This window comes from Vibrio panuliri, assembly GCF_009938205.1.
Lineage (GTDB): Bacteria > Pseudomonadota > Gammaproteobacteria > Enterobacterales > Vibrionaceae > Vibrio > Vibrio panuliri.
Map to the genome: position 1 here is coordinate 497,390 of NZ_AP019654.1, position 20,831 is coordinate 518,220.

At 46.0% G+C, this 20,831-nt stretch carries 15 protein-coding genes; 5 read left to right on the forward strand and 10 right to left on the reverse strand.

The window, feature by feature from the left end; genetic code table 11:
* Positions 1-167 precede the first annotated feature (167 nt).
* The 5 genes from glnK to GZK95_RS02385 all read left to right on the forward strand — a co-directional run bounded on the left by glnK (position 168) and on the right by GZK95_RS02385 (position 5,663).
* Positions 168-506, forward strand: a complete 339-nt coding sequence (gene glnK, locus GZK95_RS02365; protein WP_075709858.1) for a P-II family nitrogen regulator — start codon at positions 168-170, stop codon at positions 504-506.
* Between the two features lie 23 nt (positions 507-529).
* A complete protein-coding gene (locus tag GZK95_RS02370) occupies positions 530-1,759 on the forward strand; it encodes an ammonium transporter (protein WP_075713742.1) in 1,230 nt (409 codons plus the stop codon).
* Between the two features lie 136 nt (positions 1,760-1,895).
* Positions 1,896-2,909, forward strand: a complete 1,014-nt coding sequence (locus tag GZK95_RS02375; RefSeq protein WP_075715581.1) for a Fe(3+) ABC transporter substrate-binding protein — start codon at positions 1,896-1,898, stop codon at positions 2,907-2,909.
* 97 nt (positions 2,910-3,006) lie between these two features.
* Positions 3,007-4,632 (forward strand): ABC transporter permease, encoded by a 1,626-nt coding sequence (locus GZK95_RS02380; RefSeq protein WP_075715580.1) that lies wholly within the window; start codon positions 3,007-3,009, stop codon positions 4,630-4,632.
* Entirely contained in the window at positions 4,632-5,663 is a 1,032-nt protein-coding gene (locus tag GZK95_RS02385; protein ID WP_075709862.1) for an ABC transporter ATP-binding protein, read from the forward strand. Before GZK95_RS02380 ends, GZK95_RS02385 begins: the two co-directional genes overlap by 1 nt.
* A 95-nt stretch (positions 5,664-5,758) precedes the next feature.
* Here GZK95_RS02385 and GZK95_RS02390 read toward each other — a convergent pair whose 3' ends face one another.
* The 10 genes from GZK95_RS02390 to GZK95_RS02435 form a co-directional block, all read right to left on the reverse strand.
* Positions 5,759-7,171, reverse strand: coding sequence for a phosphoglucomutase/phosphomannomutase family protein (locus tag GZK95_RS02390; RefSeq protein WP_075715579.1), 1,413 nt, complete (start codon positions 7,169-7,171; stop codon positions 5,759-5,761).
* 48 nt (positions 7,172-7,219) lie between these two features.
* A complete protein-coding gene (locus GZK95_RS02395; protein ID WP_075709864.1) occupies positions 7,220-9,628 on the reverse strand; it encodes a GH36-type glycosyl hydrolase domain-containing protein in 2,409 nt (802 codons plus the stop codon).
* An 87-nt stretch (positions 9,629-9,715) separates the two neighbouring features.
* Positions 9,716-11,635: a beta-N-acetylhexosaminidase gene (locus tag GZK95_RS02400; RefSeq protein WP_075715578.1), complete on the reverse strand. Its 1,920-nt coding sequence runs from the start codon at positions 11,633-11,635 to the stop codon at positions 9,716-9,718.
* 12 nt (positions 11,636-11,647) lie between these two features.
* A complete protein-coding gene (locus GZK95_RS02405) occupies positions 11,648-12,523 on the reverse strand; it encodes an N-acetylglucosamine kinase (protein ID WP_075709866.1) in 876 nt (291 codons plus the stop codon).
* A gap of 4 nt (positions 12,524-12,527) precedes the next feature.
* Positions 12,528-14,246 (reverse strand): glycoside hydrolase family 9 protein, encoded by a 1,719-nt coding sequence (locus tag GZK95_RS02410; protein ID WP_075715577.1) that lies wholly within the window; start codon positions 14,244-14,246, stop codon positions 12,528-12,530.
* A gap of 76 nt (positions 14,247-14,322) precedes the next feature.
* Positions 14,323-15,318 carry an ABC transporter ATP-binding protein gene (locus GZK95_RS02415; RefSeq protein ID WP_075715576.1) on the reverse strand — a complete coding sequence of 332 codons (996 nt, stop codon included), beginning with the start codon at positions 15,316-15,318 and terminating at the stop codon, positions 14,323-14,325.
* A 40-nt stretch (positions 15,319-15,358) separates the two neighbouring features.
* On the reverse strand, positions 15,359-16,342 hold the full coding sequence (locus tag GZK95_RS02420) for an ABC transporter ATP-binding protein (RefSeq protein ID WP_075709869.1): 984 nt from the start codon (positions 16,340-16,342) through the stop codon (positions 15,359-15,361).
* Positions 16,343-16,344: 2 nt separating this feature from the next.
* Positions 16,345-17,370 carry an ABC transporter permease gene (locus tag GZK95_RS02425; RefSeq protein ID WP_075715575.1) on the reverse strand — a complete coding sequence of 342 codons (1,026 nt, stop codon included), beginning with the start codon at positions 17,368-17,370 and terminating at the stop codon, positions 16,345-16,347.
* A gap of 2 nt (positions 17,371-17,372) precedes the next feature.
* Complete coding sequence (locus GZK95_RS02430) at positions 17,373-18,359, reverse strand: ABC transporter permease (RefSeq protein ID WP_075709871.1); 987 nt, start codon at positions 18,357-18,359, stop codon at positions 17,373-17,375.
* Between the two features lie 171 nt (positions 18,360-18,530).
* Positions 18,531-20,213: an ABC transporter substrate-binding protein gene (locus GZK95_RS02435; protein ID WP_075709872.1), complete on the reverse strand. Its 1,683-nt coding sequence runs from the start codon at positions 20,211-20,213 to the stop codon at positions 18,531-18,533.
* Positions 20,214-20,831 lie beyond the last annotated feature (618 nt).

A 20,831-nucleotide genomic window follows, 5' to 3' on the forward strand; every position in this document is an offset into this window, starting at 1 on the left:
ACTCAAAATTTGCTTTATATTTGTGAAAAGGCGCACCAGATTGGTGCGCCTTTTTTGAGTTTGATAACGTGTTTGTTTGTTAAGTATTTATTAATCAATGGTTTAAATAGTTGGCACGTCACTTGGATTAAGAAAGGAAAAGGACAATAGATCTGAGAGAGGACGCAATGAAACTAATTAACGCCATAATCAAACCGTTCAAATTGGACGATGTGCGTGAAGCACTTGCAGATGTCGGAATCGAGGGAATGACGGTATCAGAAGTTAAGGGATTTGGCCGTCAAAAAGGTCATACCGAGTTATATCGTGGAGCAGAGTATCAGGTAGATTTTTTGCCCAAGGTGAAATTGGAAATCGCCACTCAAGCAGAAAACGTCGACCGTGTGATTGAAGCCGTTTCAAAAGCGGCTCACACAGGCAAGATCGGCGACGGCAAGATTTTTGTGTATGACCTGAGCCAAGCGGTGCGAATCCGTACTGGTGAAATGGATGTAGAAGCACTGTAAAACTCAAGGATTGGAGAATACTCATGGAATTATCATTAACGGTAGCGGAACTGCGTTACGCCCTCGACACTTTTTTCTTTCTCATTTCAGGCGCGCTGGTGATGTGGATGGCAGCGGGGTTTGCCATGTTAGAAGCAGGGCTAGTCCGCTCTAAAAATACCACGGAAATTTTAACTAAAAACGTCTGTCTCTACGCGATTGCTTGTACCACCTACCTGATAGTTGGTTACAACATCATGTATGTGGATAACGGTGAAGGGGGTTGGTTGCCTTCATTCGGAGCGTTGATTGGTACTCAGGGGGAGGGCGCCGATCATTCGCTAGAGTCAGACTTTTTCTTCCAAGTTGTGTTCGTGGCAACGGCAATGTCGGTGGTTTCCGGAGCGGTTGCTGAGCGAATGAAGTTATGGTCATTTTTAATTTTCTCCGCGGTACTAACGGCATTTATTTATCCAATGGAAGGCTACTGGACTTGGGGTGGCGGTTTCCTCTCTGAGGCTGGATTTAGTGATTTCGCTGGTTCAGGTATTGTTCATATGGCGGGTGCTGCGGCGGCGTTAGCAGGGGTACTTTTGCTCGGAGCGCGTAAGGGTAAATACGGTAAAAACGGTGAAATTTACCCAATTCCAGGATCAAACATGCCATTGGCAACGCTAGGTACTTTTATTCTTTGGTTTGGCTGGTTTGGATTTAACGGCGGCTCTCAGCTGATGGTCTCGGATTTTGAGAATGCAACAGCCGTCGGCCAAATTTTCTTGAACACGAACGCAGCAGCAGTTGCCGGTGCCATTGCCGCATTGCTAGTGTGTAAAACCACATGGGGTAAAGCAGACCTGACGATGATTTTGAACGGTGCTTTAGCGGGTTTGGTTGCGATTACCGCCGATCCTTTATCACCATCTCCAGTTTACGCGCTTTCGATTGGTGCCGTTTCTGGTTCGCTAGTGGTATTTAGTATCGTGGCATTGGATAAGCTGAAGATTGATGATCCTGTAGGTGCAATCTCGGTGCATGGCGTATGTGGTTTCTTTGGCTTGATGGTGGTTCCTTTGAGCAATGGTGACGCTACATTTGGTGCTCAGTTGTTGGGAGCGGCGGTGATCTTTGCTTGGGTGTTTGGCGCGAGTTTAGTGGTATGGGCGATATTGAAAGCGACAGTTGGTATCCGTGTCTCGGAAGACGAAGAGTTGGAAGGTATGGATATGCATGATTGTGGCGTTGGGGCTTATCCGGAATTTGTATCCGTCAAGTAGCATATTATAACTTTGTTACACAAAAAACCTGCTCCCGTTAGCAGGTTTTTTCTTTTTATGAATTGTTTTCTAAAGCTACATGAATATAATAACGCAACTGATAAATATTATCATTTAGAAAGTAAAGGAATAAAAAATGAAAAAGCTGTTAACTCTTTCTGCACTCGCTTGTGCAACTCTTGCCCCAACAGCGATGGCTGCTGATGAAGTGAACGTTTACTCTTACCGTCAACCTTTCCTAGTTGAACCTATGTTCAACGAGTTCACTAAAGAAACAGGCATCAAAGTAAATGTGAAATTTGCGAAAAAAGGTTTGGCAGAGAAACTGGCGCAAGAAGGTGAATATAGTCCAGCAGACGTTATCCTAACTGTTGATATTAGCCGTCTGTCTGAACTGACTGAAAAAGGGCTTGTACAGGCCGTTAACAGCGACGTACTAGAAAAGAATATTCCTGCTCAATATCAAGATGCTGACAACGAGTGGTTTGCTCTTACGACTCGTACCCGTAGCGTTTACTCTTCACGCGATCGTGTCGGTAAGCTAGGTGATGATTTTACTTATGCAGACCTTGCTAAGCCTGAGTTTAAAGGCAAAATTTGTACTCGTAGCGGTAAGCACCCTTACAACGTATCACTAGTGTCAGCGATGATTGCTGAAAATGGTGAAGCAGCAACCAAAGAGTGGTTAGAAGGCGTAAAAGCCAACCTTGCTCGTAAGCCACAAGGTAACGACCGCGCGCAAGTTAAAGCGATTAAAGAAGGTCTTTGTGACGTTTCTCTAGGTAACAGCTACTACCTAGGTAAAATGGTTAACGACAAAGAGCAAAAAGCTTGGGCTGATGCGGTTTACATCAATTTCCCGAATCAAAAAACCACTGGTACACACGTTAATATCTCTGGTATGGCGCTGGCGAAGTACTCACCAAATAAAGATAACGCAGTGAAGCTTATGGAGTTCCTTGCGGGTGATAAAGCTCAAAGCATGTATGCAGAAGTTAACTATGAGTACCCAGTGAAAGCAGATGTGAAACCTTCTGCGTTGGTTGCTTCTTGGGGTGAGTTCAAAGCAGACCCGATTGCTTTGGATAAAATCGCTGATCAACATGAAGCAGCAATCAAGTTGCTTGATGAAGTGAAGTTTGACCTTTAAGCTGCATTAAGGGTATAAAAATACCCTCGTTAAAATATGGAAAATGAGATGCAATACCAAAAGGGTTGCATCTTTTTCCGCCTGCAATGATTAGGCGATGAAAGAAAAAAACTCTATTTGGAAAACCAGTAGTGGGACGTTAGCCCTGCCACTGGTTTTGCCTATTTTCGCGATATTTTTTACCGCAATCGGTGAAACTGATGAGCTGTTCTCTCATTTAATGTCTACCGTATTGCCGACGTATACCTTCAATACAGTCGTGTTGGCGCTCGGGGTGATGTTGCTCTCACTGGTATTTGGTATCCCATCAGCTTGGTTGATGGCGATGTGTCGACTACCGACTGAGCGAACTTTGCAGTGGGCGCTGGTTTTACCGCTGGCGATGCCGGCCTACATTGTCGGTTACATCTTTACGGACTGGTTTGATTTTGCCGGACCGATCCAAATCGCCTTACGAGATCTTATGGGCTGGCAAGCCGGAGATTATTGGTTTCCCGATATTCGAACGCTTGGTGGTGCGATTGTCGTTCTCGCTCTGGTTCTTTACCCATATGTTTACTTACTCTGCCGAGCCGCGTTTATGGAGCAGAACGTTTCTCTGTTGCAATCAGCTCGTCTTTTGAAGTGCTCTCCTTGGGAAAGTTTTTATCGCATCTCTCTTCCTCTAGTGCGTCCGGCGATTGCCGTTGGTCTGTCGTTGGTGGCGATGGAAACGATTGGTGATTTTGGTACGGTGAGCTATTTTGCGGTTAACACCTTAACCACCGCCGTTTACGACACCTGGTTGGGTTATTCGAGCTTAACCGCCGCCGCAAAAATTTCTGCGATTATGTTGGTGATAGTGATTTTGCTACTTTCAACTGAGCGCTATAGTCGCCGCAAGCAGAAGCTATTTCAGAGTCAGTTTAGTAGTCGAGAGGACTTTCGTTATCAACTACAGGGCTGGAAAAAGTGGGCTGCGCTCACCTGGTGCTGGGGGTTGGTTGCCGTTGCGTTTATTTTCCCTCTAGGTCAGTTGCTAATTTATGCATACAAGTATTTTGCACAAAGTTGGACGGCAGAGTTTCAGCAATACGCCATCAATAGCTTGTATGTTTCACTGAGTGCAGCATTGATTGCGGTATTGATAGCGCTGGTGGTTAACTTTTATCAGCGTTTATCCGCGACACGCAGTGCGATCGCCTTTATGCGTTTTTCATCACTTGGCTATGCGGTTCCCGGGACAGTATTGGCAATCGGCGTGATGGTGCCAGTGCTGTTTATGGATCACTTAGTGAATGATATTGCCAAGCTTATGGAGTGGGGGCGTCCGGGGCTTATTTTCTCCGGCTCAATGTTCGCGATTATCTTTGCCTTGGTGGTGCGATTCTCCGCGGTAGCCATTGGCAGTATTGAAAGTAGCTTGAGCAAAGTCTCGCCTTCGCTTGATATGGCTTCTCGAACCATGGGGTGTAATGCAAACCAAATGCTGCGTCGAGTGCATTTACCGCTGATACGCCGGGGGGCGCTAATCGCTGGATTATTGGTCTTTATTGAGTCAATGAAGGAACTCAATGCCTCTTTGTTGCTGCGTCCATTTAACTTTGAGACACTGGCAACCTATGTTTATAACTTTGCCTCCGATGAACACCTAGAACTGGCCGCAATGCCTGCTGTTCTTCTTGTCCTTGTTGGGCTGGTTCCTTTGGTGTTGGTCAACCGTTCTTTAGAGCAGGTACATTGATGAGCTGTGCACTTTCTATAAAAAATCTTACCTGTAAGTATGATGAGCAAACGACCATCTTAAAGGAGCTCTCTTTGCAAGTTGAGCAAGGGGAGATTATCTGTCTTCTCGGGGCGAGTGGTTGTGGTAAAACCACCTTGCTTAAGGCGATTGCTGGGTTGTTGCCGTTGAGTTCTGGCTCAATGACGCTTAATGATATGACTATCGACGATGGTGAAAACTGGCTGCCTCCAGAACAGCGCAACATTGGTATGATTTTCCAAGATTACGCGCTGTTTCCTCACTTAACCGTCGAGCAGAATGTCGCGTTTGGCTTGCGCCATTTATCAGCGGCAGAGAAGCAAGCTAAAGTGGCAGAGATGCTGGCATTAGTCCATCTTGAACAATATGGTGAACGTTATCCTCATCAGCTCTCCGGTGGTCAACAACAGCGTGTGGCAATTGCTCGTTCGCTTGCTTATAAGCCGGATTTGCTGCTGCTCGATGAACCGTTTTCTAATATCGATACTCAAGTACGTCATGAGCTTATTGGTGAAATCCGTAAGATCTTCAAACAGCAAGGTGTGACTGCTATTTTTGTTACCCATAGTCGAGAAGAAGCTTTTGCTTTTGCTGATAAGATGGCGGTGATGAATCACGGTGTGATCGAGCAATATGGCACTGCAGGTGAGCTTTATTATCAGCCGTCCAGCAAGTTTGTCGCTGACTTTCTAGGTGGTGGAAGCTATCTTCAGGCGAAGCGAATCTCGGCGACCGAGTTTGAAACTGACCTTGGCATCATAGAGGCCATTGCACAACAGCAAATCGAGCTGCAAGCCAGTTGTGAGTTACTGCTTCGTCCTCAACATATCCAGATAAGCGCGACCGAAGAAAGCCAAGTTAAGGTGACTGAGCAGCAGTTTATGGGCGATCATTGCCGTTATGTGATTGATGCTCATGGAAACAAGCTCTATGCCAGTTCTGCAGAGGCTTTGACAATTGGTCAAATGGTTTCGGTCAAAGTTGATACTCAAGGTGTTCTGGCGTTTTAGTCGATGTTTGAATCATCCTAAAGGATGAAAAAAGCCCAGCGATTAGCTGGGCAAGTGCTCTCCACCTATAGGGTGCTCGAGGAGCTTGGTAGAGTTTAGAGTTGTAGAAACGCTTTAACCTGTTCTACAACACGCTCTGCGGTTTGTTTGTCCGACATTTCGGCAAAAATACGCAGCAGTGGTTCTGTGCCAGAGAAGCGAGCGATGACCCAACCGCCATTTTTGAAGTACACTTTCGCGCCATCTTCATAGCTGACTTTCTCGATTTCAAACTCAAACTCAGGCAATTGCTTTTCGACGTAGATCTTGCGATGCAAAGCTTGTTTGACTGCGGGCTTGAACTTGCAATCTCCTTCGGCGGTATAGGCATAACCATACTTGCTATAGATTTCGTCGAGTAACTCGGAGAGTTTCTTACCTGTGACAGAAATCATTTCGACCAGAAGACTGGAGGCGAACACGCCATCTTTGCCCTTGATATGACCGCGAATGGTTAAGCCACCTGAGCTTTCACCACCAATCAATGAATCATCCGCTTCCATTTGAGAGCTAATGTGTTTAAAGCCAACTGGAACCTCAAAGCTTTTCTCACCGTGATCCGCGGCAATCTTATCCAGAATATGCGTGGTCGCAATATTGCGCACCACAGAGCCTTTCCAACCTTTGTACTCAAGCAGGTAGTAGTAAAGCAGCATCAGTACTTCGTTGGGATGAATAAAGTGCCCCTTCTCATCAATGATGCCGAGACGATCGGCGTCGCCATCGGTTCCGATACCAATGTCGTAACCTTCGTGAGCAACGATGTGCATCAAGCGATACAAGGTTGCCGCGCTCGGTGAAGGCATTAGACCACCAAAATCAGGGTTTTTGCCATCGTGAATAACATCGACTTCACAGCGACCATTGATCAACACGGTTTGCAGAGCGTTTTTCGCTACCCCAAACATCGGGTCAATCAGGACGCGTAAGTTGGCTTTTTTGATCGCTTCAATATCGATGAAGTTAATAATTGAGTCGACGAAGTCGTTCATCGGGTTGATGATTTCAATCAGTTTGTCATCGATCGCCTGTTCAAATTCAACCGATTGAACTTGCTCTGCGTTTAAAATCGCAATCTGTTGTTCGATTTTATGAGTGATCACTTCATCGGCATCACGTCCACCTTCGATGAAGACTTTGATACCGTTGTAATCCGCAGGGTTATGCGATGCTGTAATGCAAGCAGAGTAAGCACAGTTCATCTCTTTGGCTTTAAACATCACAATCGGTGTTGGAACAAATTTGTCGATAAAGCTGACTTTTATGCCATTTGCTGCCAGAACTTCTGCAAACCAACGTCCTGCTTTGTCAGAAAGAAAACGGCGGTCATAGCCAATGACAAAACCACGTTCGGCCACTTGCTCATCATTGATGATGTTTGCCAAAGCTTGTGCGACAAGGCATACATTATCCTTAGTGAACTCTTCACCAATAAAGGCGCGCCAACCGCCTGTACCAAATTGGATCATGGGATATTCCTTTAAGAATGAGGGCAGCCTAGTGGCTGCCCGATGTTTTTAGCCTAGAGTGACAATAACTTCGTTAACGCTGCCTTCAGCTTGAACTGGTACTGCGCTGCCGTTGACCAGTTCACCGTTTACCGTAATTGATTTTACGCCTTTGCTTACAGAGTCAGGGTTAACAACTTTGATGTTGTAAGTTGCGCCAAGCCATTGACGAGTCACTTCGAAACCAGGCCAGTTCGTTGGGATACATGGATCGATAGTTAGACCATCAAAACCAGTACGCACACCTAGAATGAAGTTAGTGACGGCAAAGTAAGCCCAACCAGAAGTACCGGTTAGCCATGGGTGGTTTGCACGACCATGGTCTTGGTGGTCACGACCCATGATGAACTGAACGTATGAGTATGGTTCAGCAACGCGTTTTTCAATCATATCGTTTTGATTGTATGGGTTAAGTGCGTCGTAGAACTTCATTGCACGGTCACCGCGGCCAAGTTTTGCTTCTGCAACCCAAGCCCATGGGTTTGGATGCGAGAAGATCGCGCCGTTTTCTTTTACGCCTTGGTATACGCGAGTGACGAAGCCAATATCATCATTCGGTGTGGCAAATGATGGTGAGTTTAGGTGTAGGCCGTACTCAGAGAATAGGTTCTCATCAACCGCATCCATTGCACGTTCACCACGCTCTTGTGAGACCGCACCAGACAATACGGCTAGTGTGTTTGACTCAAGGTGGACGCGGCCTTCTTTTTGCTGCGCTGTACCTATCTTGTCACCGTTCTTAGTAAGACCACGGATGTACCAACCGCCTTCGTCATCCCAAAGGTGCGTTTCACATGCTTCACGCACGTTCGCTGCCATTACAGTGTATTTCTCAACGTCTTCCGCTTTACCCAAGAATTTAGCGAGGTCGATAAACTCTTGCAGTGCCCAGAAGTGGAGGAACGAGACCATTGACGACTCACCACCACCTAGGTTTAAACAGTCATTCCAGTCAGCACGAAGACCTTTACAGATACCCGTTTGACCCACGTACTCAGCCGAGAAGTCCAATGCCGCTTTCATATGGTCGTAAACGCTAGCATCGCCACCATCTGCATAAGGGATCATTTCGTTAAAGAAGCTGTGCTCGCCAGTTTCCATTACGTACTTACAGATCGTTGGCACTAGCCATAAATGGTCATCAGAACAAGTATCTTCGATGCCGTGGATCTTATCTTCATCTGAAGGTGTTGGTACAACGGTTGGGGATTTTGATGGTTTGACATCCGCTTTCTCCGGATCGAACCAATCTGGATCAAATAGGTGTAGACCGTAACCCGCTTTCACTTGCCCACGTAGTAAGTCAACAATACGTTTACGTGTCATGGCAGGGTTGGCATGTGGGACAGAGATTGCGTCTTGCGCAGTATCACGGTAACCCAAACCAGTACGACCACCCACTTCGATAAATGATGCAAAGCGAGACCAAACCACACACGTTTCTGCTTGGTATAGGGTCCATGCGTTGATCATGGTGTCTAGACCTTGGTTTGGCGATTTCACTTGGAACTTGCCGCAACGTTCATCCCAGTGCGCTTTGATGCCAGCAAAAGCTTTGTCGACTTCTGCAAGATTTTGATATTTTGCACGCAGGCGTTCACCGTTGCCTTTACCAATACCAAGAATGTAAGCAAAACGGACTTCTTCACCCGGTTGAATGGTGAACTGTTTGTGTAATGAACCACAGTGGTTGTAACAAGTTTGTGCGGTGTTAAAACATGAACCTTGTTCAACGGCTAGTGGGTTCGATTCATCTCGGTATAAGCCAAGGAAGCTATCTCGTTGGCCGTCGTATGAGTCTGGATCAAATGTTGAAGCAAGGTAGTAGAAGCCTTCGAAATCATTGGTGTTGTAGTACAGGTCGTACTCAATCACGCCATTTTGGTAAGCGGTTCCTGCCGAGTAAAGCGACATCTGATGGTTTTGATTATCCGATTGAATGTGGCTAAATGAGAACTCAACAAATGAGAATGCGCTGATGGTGCGTGGTTTATCTGAGGTGTTTTTGATCACTACATCCCAAACTTCCGCATCTTCCCCTTTAGGAACAAACAAGGTTTTAGTCGCTTCTATTCCATTGTAATCACACTTAAATTTCGAGTATGACAAGCCGTGACGAACTTCATAGCTCGCTTCATCAAGGCTTTTCGCTACCGGTTGCCAAGAGATTGACCAATAATCACCGGTTTGATCATCGCGCAGATAGACATAATGTCCAGGACGATCAAAGGTTGCGTTAGGACGGAACTTCGTCACGCGGTTGTACTCTGGTGAGTTATAGAAAGAGTAGCCACCAGCGTTGTGCGAAATAACGGTACAGAATTTTTCGGTACCTAAATAGTTCGTCCACGGTGCTGGAACGTCTGGGCGGGTGATGACATATTCACGATTGTCATTATCGAAATAGCCGTATTTCATCTTAGTTTCCTTTTTACCAAGCCACTCTTAGGTGGTTAAATTTTTAAGCTAGTGAAAACATCTAACAGTCTTTTTTGCTGTTAGTAGTTATTGGTTTGTCCACGGTTGGCGATATTTAATGTTCTGTCTGTCTAACAGTGCTAAGTGCCCTTTCAAACGGGATAGGTAATCGAACCATTCTCGTTGCGGTTTGTTTGTCCAACAGGCTTCTGCTAGCGCCGTCAAGCGTGGGAAGATCATGTAATCCATGCGTTGTTGGTGAGTCACAATTTCACACCACAGCGCGCATTGAATACCTAGAATTCGTTTGCGAAGCGGATCGCTATCCGGTACTTCGATAAGCGGTTCATAACGATAAGCAGTCTCGAGAGGAATGGTACTTGCCCAGTCGACACCTGGTTCATCTGGTGAGTAATCTTGAGTCATATCGAGATAGGTGAACTGAGCAGGTTGCAAGATGACATCGAAGCCTTGGTTTGCGCAGTTTAGTGCCGCCTCTTCGCTCAACCATGAGTAAATAATGGTGTCTTTGCTCACCTTGTTACCATGCTGAGCTTCTTCCCAACCCACCATTCGCTTGCCTAGCTTCTGTAGCGATTTTTCGGCATAGCGAAGTAGGTGTCCTTGGAGCTCTTTCGCGCTGTGGTAGCCGTGCTCAGCCATTAATGCTTGGCATTTAGGGCTATTGACCCACACCCCATCTGGCACTTCATCAGCACCAATATGTACCCAGGGTGATGGAAACAGTTCAGCGACCTCTTTGAGTACTTTGTCTAAAAACTCGTAGGTGCCAGCAAGAGCAGGAGAGAGGACGTTGTCATTGTAGTGTTGAATGCTGCGATAGTGAGATTGATCATCTTGATCTTGCAGCAGTTCAGGCAGCGATTTTAGCGCTGCTCGGCAATGACCGGGGATATCAATTTCTGGGATCACAGTGATACCGCGTTCTTCGGCATAGCTGATCACATCACGAATTTCTTGCTGTGAGTAGAACCCTTGGTGCACGTCATCCAGAGTACTAAATTGTGGTTCAAGTGCCGTGCCGACACCACGTTTCGCCCCGATGTCAGTGAGTTCAGGGAAGGCTTTTATTTCAATGCGCCAGCCTTCATCATCGGTGAGGTGCCAATGAAAATGATTAAACTTGTAGTGCGCTAGGTGATTGATCAGCCTTTTTACCCGCTCAACAGGATGGAAGTGACGTGCGCAATCAAGCATCATGCCACGGTAGCGGAAACGCGGAGTGTCAGAAATTTCGACATAAGGCACTTGCAGTGTATTGGCTTGTTCGGTGACTTCAACCAATTGCAATAAAGTGGCACAGGCATGCACAAACCCGCTGGCTGAGCCTGATTCGATGCGCACTCCCTGCGCGGAGACGGTTAGATTGTATTCACCTTCATCCAGCGTTGGATTATTGCGAAAGAGAATCTCACTATGGCCAATCGGGTTGGTTTTAAATTGATAGATCGACTCCAGTTCAACTTGCAGCCATGTCGCGGCTTTTTCTGCACGTGTTGACTGTAAAGTGATCTGGCTGTTAGGCGACAGCAAATAGCGCCCATTTTGCGTGGTTATCTGGTTCGGCTTCGGGATGAGAGCTAACCGATCGGCCTCAACAACAGGCAGTTCAGTACGTTCACGATACGGGGATGCTAGAGCGATCGGTGTGACTACGACCGAATGCTTTATTGCACCATTCTGCTCAACGATTAGGGCATCTTTAAACCCATCGGTATGGTAGCGCAGAGGGGCTGTGTTGATACTAAACTCGCAATAGTAATGTGCATTTGCTGCTAAGACGTCAATATCTGGAGTCACGCAGCAAAAACTGCCCACCTGTTTGATAGCACCGTTGGTGAAGCTATCAGGAAGAATGTAACGGTCGATAATAAACTGCAGTTTCCAATCAAGCAGATCTTGATCGGAAAGGTTATGCAATGTCACACCGAATCGGCAGTATTGCTTTTGCTCTGATAAGACGGTGAGGTCGACTCGATAGCTCATATCTCGTAATCCTTAATACAGATTGTGCTCGTTATGACCAGCCATCATGATTGCCCCTTCAATTGCGTCAAACTGCGGGGAAACTATCCATTGCTGTACTGGTGGAGAGAGCCAATCTTGAATGCGTTCGGCGATGCTGCCCATTAAACAGATGCGTGTTGCGCCTCGTTGGTTTAAGGCGGTTAAGAACATCTCAATATCGGCTGCAGTCTGTTTAAGCATTGAAATTGCAAGCGTGTCGCCTTGGTATGCGTGTTCAAAAATAGCTGGAGAAAATTGACCATAGTCTTTGGGAATAGCGGTTTTTGACCACTCGACAATGGCGTCTACATCATGATTGAAGTGCTGTAAAACATGTTGAGCAAGCGGGGTCTTTTCAACAATGCCGTCGTAGGCCAGCAATACCTGTTGAATCAATCTTAACCCCATTACGGCACCGCCACCTTGGTCGGAAATTGGGAACTCGCGTCCACCGACGACGTGTTGTTCACCCCCTTGCAAGAAAATCCCGCAAGATCCTGTTCCACCAATCATAATCGCGCCATCATCACCATTATGAGCACCAAGGCATGCGCCATAGGCGTCAGTGTTGAGTACCAAAGAGGCAAACGGATGACTTTGTGCCATAAAAGCGTGCCAAGAGTTTTGGTGTTCCGCTCCTGCCAATGCAAGCCCTACATGCATTTGTTTAAAATGGTCTGCTGTTAAACCCGCTTGGTTGGCGGCAAGAGTGATGGCTTCAATAATTGAAGCCATGGCTATTTCCGCCCCAAGCATAATGTTGGCACTGCCGCTTTTCGCTTCGCCCAACAGTTGATTTTGCTCATTTCGAATTCGAGCGCGACATGATGTGCCACCCCCATCAATCCCGACATAATATAGAGTCATTCAATTAGTCCTTTAAGCTGTCAAAATGGTTGAACTGACACATGATGGCGAGCAAATACCAAGCTCCGTGAGGAATCCATTGCTCACCCCAGCGCCAGTTTTGCAACATATCATCTTTCTGTTTTGCAGGATTAAATGCGATGTCCTCTTCGTCCTCAAAACCGCCTGTAATACCGTTGCAAATGCCACCTTTAGCGTTAAAGAAGCCTAAATCAGGCAAATAGTCAGGATTGTTATGACCAAAACCATCAAGCATGCACATATTGTATGGGTTGTGGCCAACGATCCAGTTGAGGGCATTTTGCCCAAACTCAATCAGTTGTTTTTTCTTCTCTACGTCGTGAATAAAGTCCTGGGCAAGAAACGCCATGCTGGCCAGTGATCCTAAGCGTGCGTTTTCGCCTTGCCACCAGTATCCGGTTTCATTGTCATGGGCAACGAAAAATGCATCTCGCTTGCTACCATTGACGGGTTTGACATACTGGCGTGGGTAGCCAAATGGGTTAGCGACTTGTTTTGTAATACTTAACTCAAAGCTCACGGCTTGCTCGACGACCTGAGCGAACGATTGCAAGGCACTAGGCTCTGATTCAATACTTAAGTACTCACATAATGCGATGACTGGTAAACCTGCTTCTGCGGCGTGGAAATAAGGACGTGAACCATCACGATTAGCTGCCCAGTAGTACGCTTGCTGTTGATCGGATGTTTGACGTGCCGCTAGGCGATTTGCCCATAGTCGGCTTTCCGCTAAATAGTCACTGTTTTGACTTGCTCGATACAACTCAACAGTGGCGAGCAAAGCGCAATATTCATCGATAATATTTTCTTCACCATCATTGACATAGCGGGTGTTGAACTCTTTTAAGTGCCAATAGCCTTTTTCTGCCGCTTGTAAGTAGTCAGTGGATTGATATTCGCCTGACTCAGATAGGGTTGCTGCTTTCGCGAGCGCTGCGATGGCGACCCCACCACCTTGTCTGAAACCAGCATGATAGTCTTCAGATTTATGTCCTTGCTGTGTTGCATATGCACAAACTTCGCGTTGCTTGATGTCTTTTGACCATTTGTCGAATACGGTCATATAGAAAAAGCCATCTGTGCTTTGCATACGCACTAAGAAATCCGCACCAAATAGTGCCTCTTCGACTAAGCGAACGTAGGAAAATTTAGCGAATTTTTCATTTTCCCCCACCAAGTCCAGCCCTTTAATCATATTCCAAACCACCATAGGTATTTGCTGTGGATTGAAATAGTTAGCGTAGGAAAGGTGGCTGAGGTATTTACTCACATCGCCGGAGGCATCGTACCAACCACCGTGTGCATCAATGGTTTGACTGCTGCCTAAAATAGGAGCGTGACGGTCTTGTTTATCGAATATGCCGCCGCAGCGTTGTGATTTGAAGTAATGCAATACGTCAGAGAATGTCTGGCGCATTAGCACGCCGGAGCCAATTTCAAACTCTTCAGAACGGATGTTGTCAACACGTAGGTAATAACGTCCAGCTTGTTTAAACTCTGAAAAATTAATGCGAAAAAAATTCCCTTGGTGCCAATGTGCAACTCTTCCGCCTTTCTCGACTTCAATAGACGCAACAGTTTGATGACTGTCAGCACTCACCAGTAAGGCAGTGGTAGTGGACAGGTGAGGTGTTCTCGTCATCAACACAGCCTGTTTAGGCCCAAGGGATTCATAACCAATGTGGTTAGCAACTAGCAACATGCTGTCTCCGCAATAAAAATGGCTTCAGTATGAAATAATTTCCAGCCAAGAGCTGAGGCTCTTGACTGGGTTGAGCTTAGCTCTCGTACAAATAACAACGTACAAAGTGGTTTTCAGATAGTTGTGTCACGCCCGGTAAACGATCACGACATTTATCCGTCGCGTGTGTACAGCGACCTGCAAATGGGCAGCCGATAGACTCAGGTGTCCAAAGTGGGATCTCCCCTTTATTGCCTTTAAGCTTCTCGTGAATTGATTTACTTGGATCCGGTACCGCAGAGACCAGCAATTGCGTGTAAGGGTGTTGCGGATCGTGAATGATCTCCTCGGTGTCGCCCCATTCGACCATATGTCCGACATACATAACCGCAAGGTCTTCGGCAATGTAGCGGGCGGTGGCGATGTCATGCGTGATGTAAAGTAGAGACATTTGTTTCTCAAACTTCATCTCTTCCATCAGGTTAAGTACGCCGGCACGAATCGATACATCAAGCATTGAAGTGGGTTCATCTGCGAGTACCACTTCAGCACCAACTGCAATATTACGGGCTAAGTTAACACGTTGACGTTGTCCACCAGAAAGCTGGTGTGGGAACTTTTCCGCTGTCTCTTTTGGCGGGATCAATCCCACTTGTTCAAGCAGATCATAAACGCGTTCTTCCAGCTCCTTTTTGTTGCCCGGTTTGATCTTTTTATGAATCAGAAGTGGGCGTGCAATATGGTGAAAGATATTGTGTGTTGGGTTTAAAGAGCCGAACGGGTCTTGCCAAACCATTTGCACGCCTTCGCGGTAGTGCATTAGGTCAGCTCTTGAGTTGATACTAAGAATGTCACGGCCTTTATACTCAATCGTACCTGAGGTTGGCGCATACATTTTAGCGATCATCTTAGCCGTGGTTGATTTACCTGAACCAGACTCACCAACAACAGCAAGACCACGACTTTTGTACATTTTGAATGATACGTCGTTGATAGCACGCATCATTGGTTGTTTTAGGGCATTACTACTGATAGGAAAATCTTTGACGAGGTTTTTACCCTCTACCAGTAGTTCGCCATATTCTTTGCTCATAATTGTCTCCAGAAATTTTTTGTTGTGCTTTTTTACATTGCTAGATCTTTGTCTGGGCAATTGGCTCACCGTAAAGGTGGCAGTTTGAGAAGCGATTTGGCTCAATCTGTCTTAACTTGGTGGCCACTTGAGTACATTTGTCATGGACTCGGTCACAACGAGCTTGGAAACGGCAACCTTGTGGAATTTCGAGTAAGTTAAGTGGGTTACCCGGAATGCCCGTCAGTTTCGTTTTCGGCCCAGTAAGAGGTGGGAATGAGCTACCCAACCCCTTGGTGTAAGGGTGGTATGGGCTTGTTAAAATTTCTTTCGATGGTGCAACTTCAATCAGTTCACCTGAGTACATAATGCCGATTCGGTCAGAGAACTCGACCATCAGTGAAAGGTCGTGAGTAATAAACAGAATCGAGAAACCAAACTCTTCTTTCAGAGCGTAGATCTTTTGCAAAATCTCGCGTTGAACCACAACATCTAAAGCGGTGGTTGGTTCATCCATGATGATCATTTTTGGATTCAGCGCGAGCGCAATTGCGATAACCAATCGTTGACGCATACCACCAGAGAACTGGTGCGGATAGTCCGTTAGACGATTCGGGTGAATATCAACAATTTCCAATAGTCCTTCAGCGCGTCGGCGAGCTTGCTCACGTGTCATGTTGGTATGACGCATAATCACATCACAGAACTGCTCTTCCATCGTTAGTACTGGGTTGAGTGCGTTCATCGCGCTTTGGAAAACCATCGACATCTCGCTCCAACGGAACGATTGCATACGCTCATCGCTGTACTCCAAGATGTTTTCACCATTGAAGATTACTTCACCACCAGTGATAAACGCTGGCGGCTTATGTAGGCGCATTAGCGAGAAGGCGACAGTGGATTTACCGCAGCCCGATTCACCAGCTAGGCCAAATACTTCACCTGGCGCAAGATCGAAGCTCACGTTGTTACAAGCGCGGACATCACCAGAAGCAGTAATATAGTCAACGCATAGGTTGCGGATAGAAATTAGTGGTGCAGTCATGATTATTTATCTCCGCTCCAAAGTGCATTTTGTGGTGGCAGTTCAGGTTCACGCTCTTTCTTCTCTTGCTCAGCAAGTTTCTTCCAGCGTTTCATACCTTTGTGAGAACGAAGCTGTGGGTTAGCAATTTCATCAACCGCAAAGTTAAGCAGTGCTAAACCAGTCATTAGCAAGATAAGTGCAGTACAAGGTGCCAGCAGTTCCCACCAAGCGCCGATTAGCATTGATGAAGATGTTTGAACGTTGTACAGCATGATGCCCCAACTAACGGTGTTTGGATCACCAAGACCTAAGAAGGAAATCGTCGCTTCCATCATGATGGCGTACATTACTGAACCGATGAAACTTGCACCAACAATTGGAATCAGGTTTGGCAAGATTTCGACAAAGATAATGCGCCATGATGATTCACCTAGAACCTCAGCGGCTTTGACAAACTCTTTTTCACGCAGTGCCATGGTTTGGGAGCGTATGACACGCGCCCCCCACGCCCAGGCGGTGAAGCCTATGATTAAGGCGATGGTCAGAGGCCCGGCCTCGCCGATAAATGCGGCAAGTACAAACAGTAGTGGGTATTGCGGAATGACCAGCATGATGTTCATCGCAGCGGTGAGAATGTCATCCACTCGTCCGCCAAAGTATCCTGCTGAGATACCGATGACGGTAGCAAGGAAACATACGGTCATACCGGCACCAAAACCAACGGCCAGTGAAACACGCGCGCCGTGGACGAATTGAGACCAAACGTCACGTCCCATGCGGCTAGTACCCATTACGTGATCCGCTTTTTTCGACATAATCAGTGTGCGGCGGTCATCGGCAAGGTTTTTCGCTACCCAACCATCAGGATTGGCTTGTGCTGACTTAACGACAATCGAAGGGTATTCATGTGGGTTACCCGTGCGTTTATCTGGCGCATGCTTGGCCAAAAATGGTGCAAATACAGCGATCAACACAAACAGTGTCAGAATAATGCTACCTACGAGTGCCATCGGGTTACCGACAACCAGTTTTAGGAAACCTTTCATAATTATTTGCCTCCCTTACGTAGGCGAGGGTCTAGAACAACGTAAAGCATGTCAGCAAGTAGGTTAAAGAACAGCATGAACAACGTCATGATTAGAAGCTGACCTTGAAGAACTTGATAATCACGCGCTTTAATCGCGTTAAAGAGAACAGAACCAAGACCTGGGTAGTTAAAGATGATTTCAATGATTAACTGACCACCAATCGCCATACCGAGTGCCATTGAAAGTGCAGTAACACTTGGTAGCATCGCGTTACGAGCTGCGTAGTTGAATACGATACGTTTCTCGTTAAGGCCTTTACCCTTTGCCATGGTGATGTAATCTTCTGCTAGCAGGTTAATCATGTTGTTGCGCATGTTAACCAAGAAGCCACCAACTTGGACGATCGTTGCACAGAACAAAGGAAGTACAGCGTGATAAGCAACATCTTTGATAAATGCCCAGCTTGTCCAATCCGGCATCGTACCCGCGGTGTAAGCGTAGCCAGTTGGGAACCATTTCAAGCCAATTGCAAAGGTAAAGAGTGCAATCATTGCAATAACAACTTGAGGAACCGCTTGGATAACTAGCATCCCAGGTGTAACAAATGCATCGTACTTGCTACCACGTTTCCACGCAGCGTAGATACCTAAGATAGAGCCTAGCGAGAAAGAAAGAATAACCGCCGTGCCTGCTAGAAAGAGTGACCAGCCAAAAGCACCACCCAGTAGTTCATTCACAGATAGAGGGTAAAACTGAATTGAAGTACCCAGTTCCCAGCTTAGAATGTTCTTCATGTAAGCGAAGTATTGAACCCAAATAGGGCCATCAACAAAGCCGAGAAGTTGTTTCATTGCTTCAATACGTTCAGGCGTTACCTGAACCGAAGCGTTCGCGAACATCATTGTCACTGGATCACCAGGCATTGCTCGCGGAATAATAAAGTTCAATGTTGCCGCAACTAAAAGGGCGACAAAATAAAATGACAAACGTCTTAAAAAATAACCCATAACTTCACCTTACTCACCCAGATTTTCCCTGTTCCTGGTGTCAGGTCGCTCATCGCGAAACTACAAATTTGAGCGCAAAATCCCCTGACGCATTGCGCCATATCTTTCTTTGCTAGTAGAAGGAGGGGGATGTGCGGCGTACAGAACGTACGCCGCTAGATTGATTGCCTATTACTTAACTGGTTTTAGGTCCAGTACGTGTAGTAGACGCTCAGGGATACCAGCCCAGATGTTTGGACGGCCCTTAGGATTTTCTTCGTTCCACCAACCAGTAAAGCGAGTTGTGTTGTACTGGAACATGTATGCACCAGACATCACAGGAATCGTTACTTGGTCTGCGGCGATGATTGCTTGGATGTTGTGTGCAATCTCAAGTTGCTTTTGCTTGTCAGCTGTTTTGTAGAAGCCGTTAAGCAGTTTGTCTAGCTCTGCATTTTTGTAGTAGTGCAGTGCGAAACGAGGCATACCGTCGCCAGTTTGAAGATTTGAGTTGTAACCACTGTTCCAGTACATGTGAGGGTCTGCACCGTGGAAGTAGTTGGTGTAAGCAACATCATAAGTTGCTTCGAGCATCGCTTGGTTGTACACAGAGAAATCTGGTGTACGAGCTTTCGCTTTAATGCCAACCTCAGCAAGTTGCTCAACAGCAAGTTGAACTGTGTTGTTGAAGTCAGTCCAACCGTTTGGCGATTGGATTAGCAGTTCAAAAGATTTACCTGACGGTGTATCAACGAAACCATCTTTGTTGACATCTTTAAAGCCTGCTTTCGCTAGCAACTCTTTAGCACCTTCAACGTTGTAAGTGTTAAAGCCTTGGTATTTCTTGTGAGTTTCTTCGTCAGACCAAGTCTTAAATGCGTAACCTAGACCTGAAGCGAAGTCATTCACTGTACCGCCACCGTAGAACGCGATGTCGATGATAGTTTGGCGGTCAAGAGCCATCGAGAATGCACGACGGAAATCAACGTTAGTTAGTGCTTCGTGCTTCGCTGGATCTGGGTGCTTGAAGTTCACCACAAATGCCTGAGTACCTGCTGGCGGGTACCAGTATTGGTGGTTAGGGCTTGCTGCAGCGTATGTACGGTCAATATCTGGAATGAAAGAAGAGGTCCAGTCCATTTCACCGTTAACTACTTTGCCTAGGAACTGGTCGTTGTTCGCGATTTGCGGAACGCGTAGACAGTCTACATCTAGGTTGTCAGCATCCCAGTAATTCGGGTTTTCACATTGAACGTAAAGTTGAGGTGTGAAAGTAGCAATTTCCGTAAATGGACCACTACCTACAGGGTTTTCGTTCGTGAATGTTGCAGGATCTGCTACCTTGCTCCAAATGTGCTCAGGTACGATTGGTAGTTTAACGATTTCGTAAGCAGCGTTTGAGTTTGCTTCAGTTACGTAGAACTTCACTTGGTAGTCGTTTAGTTTCTCTACCTTGGCTACCCAAGCGTTAGTACCTGCTTGGTCAAGTTCTGGCTTCTCTTTAACAAGGTTGAAAGAGTAAATTACGTCGTCCGCGTTAAACGTTTCACCGTCAGACCACTTAACACCTTTACGAATGTCAAATACAACGCTTAGTAGATCGTCAGCAATGGTGTAGTTCTCTGCTAGACGGAATACAGGAGTGTTGCCTTGCATTTCATTGAACACTACAAGCGGCTCGTAAATAAAGTCCGTTGTTGTGTGCAGGTTTGTTGCACCCAAGTATGGGTTAAAGTTACGTACAAAGGTCGTAAACTCTTTAGGGTGGATAGTTAGTTCACTGCGCTCAGCAGCTGTTGCAACCGATGCAAAACTTGTTGCCGCGGTGGCAATAATTGCTGTTGCTAGTGCAGTTTTTTTAATGTTGGCAAGCATAGCTGTTCCTTACTATTTGCTTTCATTTCACTAATGGATATGAATGTTATCAATTGATGAACACTCTCTAAGGCCTACCTCAAATTCATCTGAATAACGTCGGAGGTGTTAATCAAACTAGAGTGGCCTGTAGGCCTTAGGCAGGGTTAAGAAAACACCGTTTTTGCGATTCGCGCAATTTCGTTTCCCGTTAAAAACGTTAAAAAGCCCATTTCCTACGTTAATAACGTTAATAGTTCTGGCTGAGATGAAAAAATACACGGTTTTATAACATTGAAATCACTCGCAAAATGGCAGAAGTTAAAAGTTTAATGTTAGTGCTTACTACGCTTATGTTCTTTTTCCTAGTTTGGTTTCTAATATCGCTCTCTTCATTGAGATCTCTGTCACCTAAGCGCTGCGTGGTTAATTTATTACGCTAATTTAAATCTGCCGTATTGTTGTGATAGTTCTCTCAAATACGTTTAAATATTGCTCAAATGACGAGTGTAAGGAAAAGAAATCGCTCGTTACTGGTGATGTTTCTGCGTTTTTGACAGCAAATTAAGAGTTCTTTTGTATCGTATAAAAACTGATTGCATGCTGATTTGCTTGCATAAAAAAACTCATCGCAAGCGA

What these genes read in the sequence shown, in the direction of transcription:
- GZK95_RS02420 (WP_075709869.1), bottom strand. Translation starts at nt 16,342, where the DNA reads ATGACTGCACCACTAATTTCTATCCGCAACCTATGCGTTGACTATATT.
- GZK95_RS02390 (WP_075715579.1), bottom strand. Translation starts at nt 7,171, where the DNA reads ATGATCCAATTTGGTACAGGCGGTTGGCGCGCCTTTATTGGTGAAGAG.
- glnK (WP_075709858.1), top strand. Translation starts at nt 168, where the DNA reads ATGAAACTAATTAACGCCATAATCAAACCGTTCAAATTGGACGATGTG.
- GZK95_RS02405 (WP_075709866.1), bottom strand. Translation starts at nt 12,523, where the DNA reads ATGACTCTATATTATGTCGGGATTGATGGGGGTGGCACATCATGTCGC.
- GZK95_RS02410 (WP_075715577.1), bottom strand. Translation starts at nt 14,246, where the DNA reads ATGTTGCTAGTTGCTAACCACATTGGTTATGAATCCCTTGGGCCTAAA.
- GZK95_RS02385 (WP_075709862.1), top strand. Translation starts at nt 4,632, where the DNA reads ATGAGCTGTGCACTTTCTATAAAAAATCTTACCTGTAAGTATGATGAG.
- GZK95_RS02430 (WP_075709871.1), bottom strand. Translation starts at nt 18,359, where the DNA reads ATGGGTTATTTTTTAAGACGTTTGTCATTTTATTTTGTCGCCCTTTTA.
- GZK95_RS02435 (WP_075709872.1), bottom strand. Translation starts at nt 20,213, where the DNA reads ATGCTTGCCAACATTAAAAAAACTGCACTAGCAACAGCAATTATTGCC.
- GZK95_RS02375 (WP_075715581.1), top strand. Translation starts at nt 1,896, where the DNA reads ATGAAAAAGCTGTTAACTCTTTCTGCACTCGCTTGTGCAACTCTTGCC.
- GZK95_RS02370 (WP_075713742.1), top strand. Translation starts at nt 530, where the DNA reads ATGGAATTATCATTAACGGTAGCGGAACTGCGTTACGCCCTCGACACT.
- GZK95_RS02380 (WP_075715580.1), top strand. Translation starts at nt 3,007, where the DNA reads ATGAAAGAAAAAAACTCTATTTGGAAAACCAGTAGTGGGACGTTAGCC.
- GZK95_RS02415 (WP_075715576.1), bottom strand. Translation starts at nt 15,318, where the DNA reads ATGAGCAAAGAATATGGCGAACTACTGGTAGAGGGTAAAAACCTCGTC.
- GZK95_RS02425 (WP_075715575.1), bottom strand. Translation starts at nt 17,370, where the DNA reads ATGAAAGGTTTCCTAAAACTGGTTGTCGGTAACCCGATGGCACTCGTA.
- GZK95_RS02395 (WP_075709864.1), bottom strand. Translation starts at nt 9,628, where the DNA reads ATGAAATACGGCTATTTCGATAATGACAATCGTGAATATGTCATCACC.
- GZK95_RS02400 (WP_075715578.1), bottom strand. Translation starts at nt 11,635, where the DNA reads ATGAGCTATCGAGTCGACCTCACCGTCTTATCAGAGCAAAAGCAATAC.